Here is a 5,259-nt window from a genome sequence, read left to right as displayed (position 1 = left end):
GAAAACGTATTAAAAACACTTAAACACTCAGTAAATCAAAAAGTTAAACAATTACATTTACTTACCTATTAATAAGTAGAACTGATGATAATGATTGATTTTTTTAGTTGGTAACACCTTGTCTTTGCCCGATAAAATCTTCTGACAGCGACAGGACGTTACCGACGTCCTACAGCATTTTTGTACAGAGGGCCAAGATATGGCAGTTCAATCTTCCCATGCCGACATTTACACCATCGCAAAATCAGCCTTAACCAAAGCCAGTAAACAACTTGCCGCTGATGGCTATGACACCGACATTTATTGCATTGATGGACGCATTCGCCTTGTCATCGATAATGATAGACATCAACCATACGAATACGCACTGCAGCTTCATAAAAACGCCAATAATGAGCAGACACACCTTGAAGTACTGATCAAAAACAGTCAACAATCTTACTTAGTCGATGGCTTATCTGAGCCTGAATTAATTGCAGATATTTTGATGCAATATAAGCGTTATTGCATTTGACTCACGACAGGAAACCGACACATAAGATCACCGAAAGGCACCGAGTTCATCATAAGAAATGTGCCTTTTTCATTAACTTGCCTTCTACGCTCTTACTATAAACAATTGAATCCGATCAGTTTTCTTTCGTAAACAGTCACCGCGATTAACTAATATCCACTATGCTTTGATTATTACATTATGTCTCATTAAGCGATACTGAGTGACTTAAGCAAGGTAGGTGCAATGGTTGATAGTCTTAATACCATTATTTCTGAACTTTGCGCCATCGTGATCAGTACCGCCGCTCTTGGTAGCCTGTTCCTTTACGCAAAGCAACCCATCATCATTGCCTACATCGTAGCAGGTATTGTAATAGGTCCTTATGGCATTGCCTTAATCAACAATGCTAACGATATTACCCAAATGGGGCATATCGGGGTGATATTACTGCTCTTTTTACTTGGCTTAAATTTACAGCCTCAACGCTTACTTAAACTGTTTCGTGAAAGTGCATTAATCACTCTTGCTTGCAGCTTATTCTTCTTTATTTGTACTTTCCTATTTGCATTATTGATCCGCTTATCGCTAACTGATGCCTTGATCACGGCAGCTGCCATGATGTTTTCCAGTACTGTGATTGGGCTTAAATTAATACCGACGACGACACTTCACCATCAACGTATCGGTGAGATAATGACAAGTATCTTATTAATCCAAGATATTTTAGCCATTAGTGTCTTACTGCTGTTAAACATCGATAGTGAACATAATATTGGCTTTGCTATCCTCTTCGTTTTCGCCAAATTAATCATCATTATTGTAAGCGCTTACTCCGCTGTTAAGTTTTTACTCTTGCCACTGATGAGAAAATTTGATGTTATTCAGGAATATAGCTTTATTGCAACCTTAGCATGGTGCTTCTTTTGGGCTGAGATCAGCCATAGAGTCGGTTTATCGTATGAAACGGGCGCATTTATCGCAGGTACATTATTAGCCGTTAGCCCAGTCTCCAATGTCATCGCACTACACCTAAAGCCTCTTCGAGAGTTTTTCCTGATCCTTTTCTTCTTTGCTGTCGGTGCCAATATCAACTTACTTGCTAGCGATTATTACACGCTATGGGGGATCATTTTTGGGATTGCACTAGTCAGACTCAAAGCATGGGGATTTTATCAGGCACTTGCTATTTCAGAGCCCAAAGCCCCTATCAATAAAGAGCTTAGCGCTAGATTAAGCCAAGCCAGTGAGTTTTCATTACTATTGGCATACACAGCAATCATGAACGGAATAATTTCAGAGCAAGGAAAAACCTTTATTCAAATGGTCACTTTAACCACCTTTATTCTTTCAACCTACTGGATAGTTACACGCTACCCAACCCCAATATCAAATACAAAAAACCTGCGCCAAGATTAAAAAGCCCGCCTCTAACTCAATAAAGGCGGGCTTTAAATTAAAGTAAGTTATTACTTACATTGACCATACATAGAAGATTTGTGCTTTCATTCGAATAATGATCCCACGAACTACGTCTAAGAAACCGAGAAAACTAATTGGCTTTTCAGCACTAATCCAACCGATCCCTACCGAGCCAACAGGAATATCATAGCCCTCGGTTTCAATCACTTTTAAACGTACAAAGTGATGTTTATTTGCCATATTGGCACCAGTCGTTTGACGAACATTGGTTTCACGACCAATCAAATTACCCTGCGACTCTCCCGTTGCTTCCACAATGCCTTCCACTTCAGCAGCAAACACTTTTCCTGGGTAAACAGCGGTAGCAAACTCTGCCATTTGTCCCGGCTTCACATTACGGATCGCTTGGTGATTAACACGCATCAACACATACTTTTCTTTGGTGTACATTTGGATACGTGGCACTGTACCGACGAACTGCCCTTCACGCATAATGAAGTTCGTTACATAGCCATCGGTTGGCGCATAAACCTTCGTATTTTTAAGATCCCACTCAGCCTTTGCCACATTCTCTTGTTGAGTTTGAACATCAACTTCACGGCTATTTACCGCCAACTTCGCTTTATCTAACGCCAATTGCTTTTGTTTAACCGCAATTTCAGACTTTTCAATTTGTGAAGCCAGCATAATTTTCTGTGATTTTGCCACTTCAACCGCAGTACGCTGCTCATCTAACTTACTTTGGGTAATAGTATGGTTAACAACGCTATTTTGCTTAATGTAGCGATTTAACATCGCTTGTTTTAGCTTGTAATCTTCATTTGCTGCAGCAAGCTGATTATGAGCAATTTCGATGTCTTTATCCGCGGCGTGATAACCGGCTTGCGCCATTTCAACGTCTTCTTTTGCAATACTTAAAGCAACTTCTGCTGATGCCAAGCTCGCTTGTGCTTTATTCAAAGCAATACGATAAGGTTCTGCATCAAGCTCATACACCAAATCCCCTGCTTTCACCTGGCTATTTGGCTCAACATAAATTTCTTTTACATGACCATTAATGGTTGTTGATGCCGGACGTAACTGAACATGTGGCGATTGCACTAATGAGCCACCCGAGAGATCCATCGGTGCATAAGTAATTAAGCCGTACCATACAAATACCAGCCAGCTACCACCACCAATGTACGCAAATGCTTTAGTAAACTTATTCCATGGCATACCAGCCAAACGAAGCAGATAAATAAACAGTGCCCATACCGCTAAACCCTCAAGCATTTGTCTGCTCCTCTGTTAATTGCTTTTCCTGTGTCGTTACTGATGCTGATTCATTTTTATTAACGTTATTAGGATGATCAGTATGCCAAATATCACGTAGACGTCTTAATGCTTGTTCACCGTCGACAAAAGCAATGATCACAGCAAGAACCCACACCCAATGCCATATAAAGCCAATCCAAGTGAGCGCAGTAATGAGTCCTATTTGATGGTGTTCTTTACTTGCTGCTTTATGAATAGGTAATTCGTGGAATTTCCAAAAGCCAATACCGATTGCAGCAATGGTTCCCAACATCACAACACTTGCAACAACATGCAGTGCTGTATCTACGCTTGTGCCTGAAAATGGCATACTAAATAGACTCATTAAATTCTCCAGCTAACTAAATAATTATTTTTATTCAATTGGTTAGTTGTTATTACGTTAATCAACTGTAAGCGTTTTTTTGCCAATAGAAACAACTATTGACCAAACACATCAAAATAAGTCACTTTTTGATATATCCTATCCAAAGAATAATGTTTGCTGTCTAAGGAAAAGACATGTTAGATATCGCTTTTATTAGAACGTTGTTTATCAAACCGCTGGATTACGCTATTCAAAAACACTATGGCTTATCCTTCCAACAGCTTGATATTCCAGAATTATTAATCCGTGAGAGCATGTCCCTTATCCCTTTTAAGGATTATTTATTTTGGTTAGATCGCATTGAAGAACTCACCAATGATCCGAGTTATATGATCACGCTAGCTGATCAAATGACATTTAGAACAATGGGAGGATTAGGAGAATGGTATTTAAGTTGCCCCGATTTGCCCCTGGCATTACGGCGCATCAACTATGGCTTATCTTGCTTACAAAGTGGGGCGTCTTACCATAGCGAACTATCAGGCAAAATCATCAAATGGACGTATGAGAACCCTTACTCAAAAGGAAAAGGTAGCAAACACGATCATTTACGTGTCGCAGTGTTATTCACGCAAACCTTACGTGATTACATGGGAGAGGATTTCTCACCACTTAAAATAGAGATCAGTGCGCAGGAAATACGCTCAGAGAAGATTGAAGCGTTCTTCCAGTGTCCGATACGCTGGGGAGCACCTAAAACGCAAGTTTGGTTACCCATGTCGATATTAGGCGCTTCCAATCATCGACCAGCCAAATCAACCAAGCCCATGTTAGTATCTAATTTACAGTTAGATGATTTTCTCAACATGCCTCAACCTGCAGATACCGCTAAATTGATGTTTGAATTGATCAACTATTCGCGCTATTACCAATACCCAAACCTTGAATTTATAGCAGAACAATTATCGTTATCAAAACAACAACTGCAACGCCGACTGCATCATTTTGGCTGGACATTCACTGACACCACTAACTACGTTTTATGTAATATTGCGATTAAATACATGCAGCAAGCATTACCCATCGAGCAAATCGCTGCTAATTTAAGCTATAAAAACGTCCAGAGCTTTACCAAAGCATTTCAACGTAACCGTGGTATCACCCCGCTGCAATACCAACAACAGCTCCTTGAAAAACAATAAAACGTACATATTCAAAAACAAAAAAAGGTTAAACAACTTATTGTTATTTAACCTTTTCATCTACTTTTATCACAATTTTTTAAGCAACAGCATGGATATTTATATCGATCTCATTAGTTTCTGGCTGAAGCAACTTTTCACGGATCGTAGACATCAACACTATCGGCCCCATCATGTTTACACGCAGCGGTGTGCCGCCTAAACCATAATGTAATTCAGAAGAGTCTGACGATGAATAGTTGTATTTGTAGTTAAACTTATCAGATGCCATGTGCAGCAAATCGAAGTCTTTACGATGACAAGAAATGTATGCGCGCCAGTACATTGCATCAATGATCTCTTCAGGCTGCTCAGCCCGAATAATGAAACGCCAACTACCATCTTCCCCATAGAAATCCAGTGGGAAAATCTTTCTTATCTTTCTTTTCTTCAACAAATTAAACCTTCCCACAACACTTCGTAGAAAAATAAAGCATGAGAATCACCCATCTATTAAGAATAGCTTCTCATTCTAAAGA

6 protein-coding genes are annotated in these 5,259 nt (G+C 39.7%); 3 read left to right on the top strand and 3 right to left on the bottom strand.

Annotation, left to right across the window (positions count from 1 at the left end):
* The first annotated feature begins 199 nt into the window (after positions 1–199).
* Positions 200–514, top strand: a complete 315-nt coding sequence (locus E5A76_RS06930; RefSeq protein ID WP_107166065.1) for a hypothetical protein — start codon at positions 200–202, stop codon at positions 512–514.
* A 225-nt stretch (positions 515–739) separates the two neighbouring features.
* Positions 740–1,912, top strand: a complete 1,173-nt coding sequence (locus E5A76_RS06925; protein WP_161118487.1) for a cation:proton antiporter domain-containing protein — start codon at positions 740–742, stop codon at positions 1,910–1,912.
* Between the two features lie 54 nt (positions 1,913–1,966).
* On the opposite strand, the gene E5A76_RS06920 is transcribed toward E5A76_RS06925, so the two are convergent.
* Both E5A76_RS06920 and E5A76_RS06915 read right to left on the bottom strand, forming a co-directional pair.
* The gene (locus E5A76_RS06920) at positions 1,967–3,190 is read right to left on the bottom strand and encodes an HlyD family secretion protein (RefSeq protein WP_107166067.1); all 1,224 of its coding nucleotides are present in this window, start codon (positions 3,188–3,190) and stop codon (positions 1,967–1,969) included.
* Complete coding sequence (locus E5A76_RS06915; protein ID WP_060988684.1) at positions 3,183–3,557, bottom strand: hypothetical protein; 375 nt, start codon at positions 3,555–3,557, stop codon at positions 3,183–3,185. The genes E5A76_RS06920 and E5A76_RS06915 overlap by 8 nt, the downstream gene beginning before the upstream one ends.
* A 176-nt stretch (positions 3,558–3,733) precedes the next feature.
* Here E5A76_RS06915 and E5A76_RS06910 point away from each other — a divergent pair, with 176 nt between their 5' ends.
* Positions 3,734–4,741, top strand: a complete 1,008-nt coding sequence (locus tag E5A76_RS06910) for a helix-turn-helix domain-containing protein (RefSeq protein ID WP_053988691.1) — start codon at positions 3,734–3,736, stop codon at positions 4,739–4,741.
* Positions 4,742–4,820: 79 nt separating this feature from the next.
* Here E5A76_RS06910 and E5A76_RS06905 read toward each other — a convergent pair whose 3' ends face one another.
* A complete protein-coding gene (locus tag E5A76_RS06905) occupies positions 4,821–5,174 on the bottom strand; it encodes a hypothetical protein (protein WP_053988690.1) in 354 nt (117 codons plus the stop codon).
* Positions 5,175–5,259: the final 85 nt, after the last annotated feature.

It is taken from the genome of Photobacterium lucens (assembly GCF_009873615.1).
GTDB classification, from domain to species: Bacteria; Pseudomonadota; Gammaproteobacteria; order Enterobacterales; family Vibrionaceae; genus Photobacterium; species Photobacterium lucens.
Note: the sequence above shows the minus strand (reverse complement) of the source record. Positions and strands in the feature narration are given on the sequence as shown.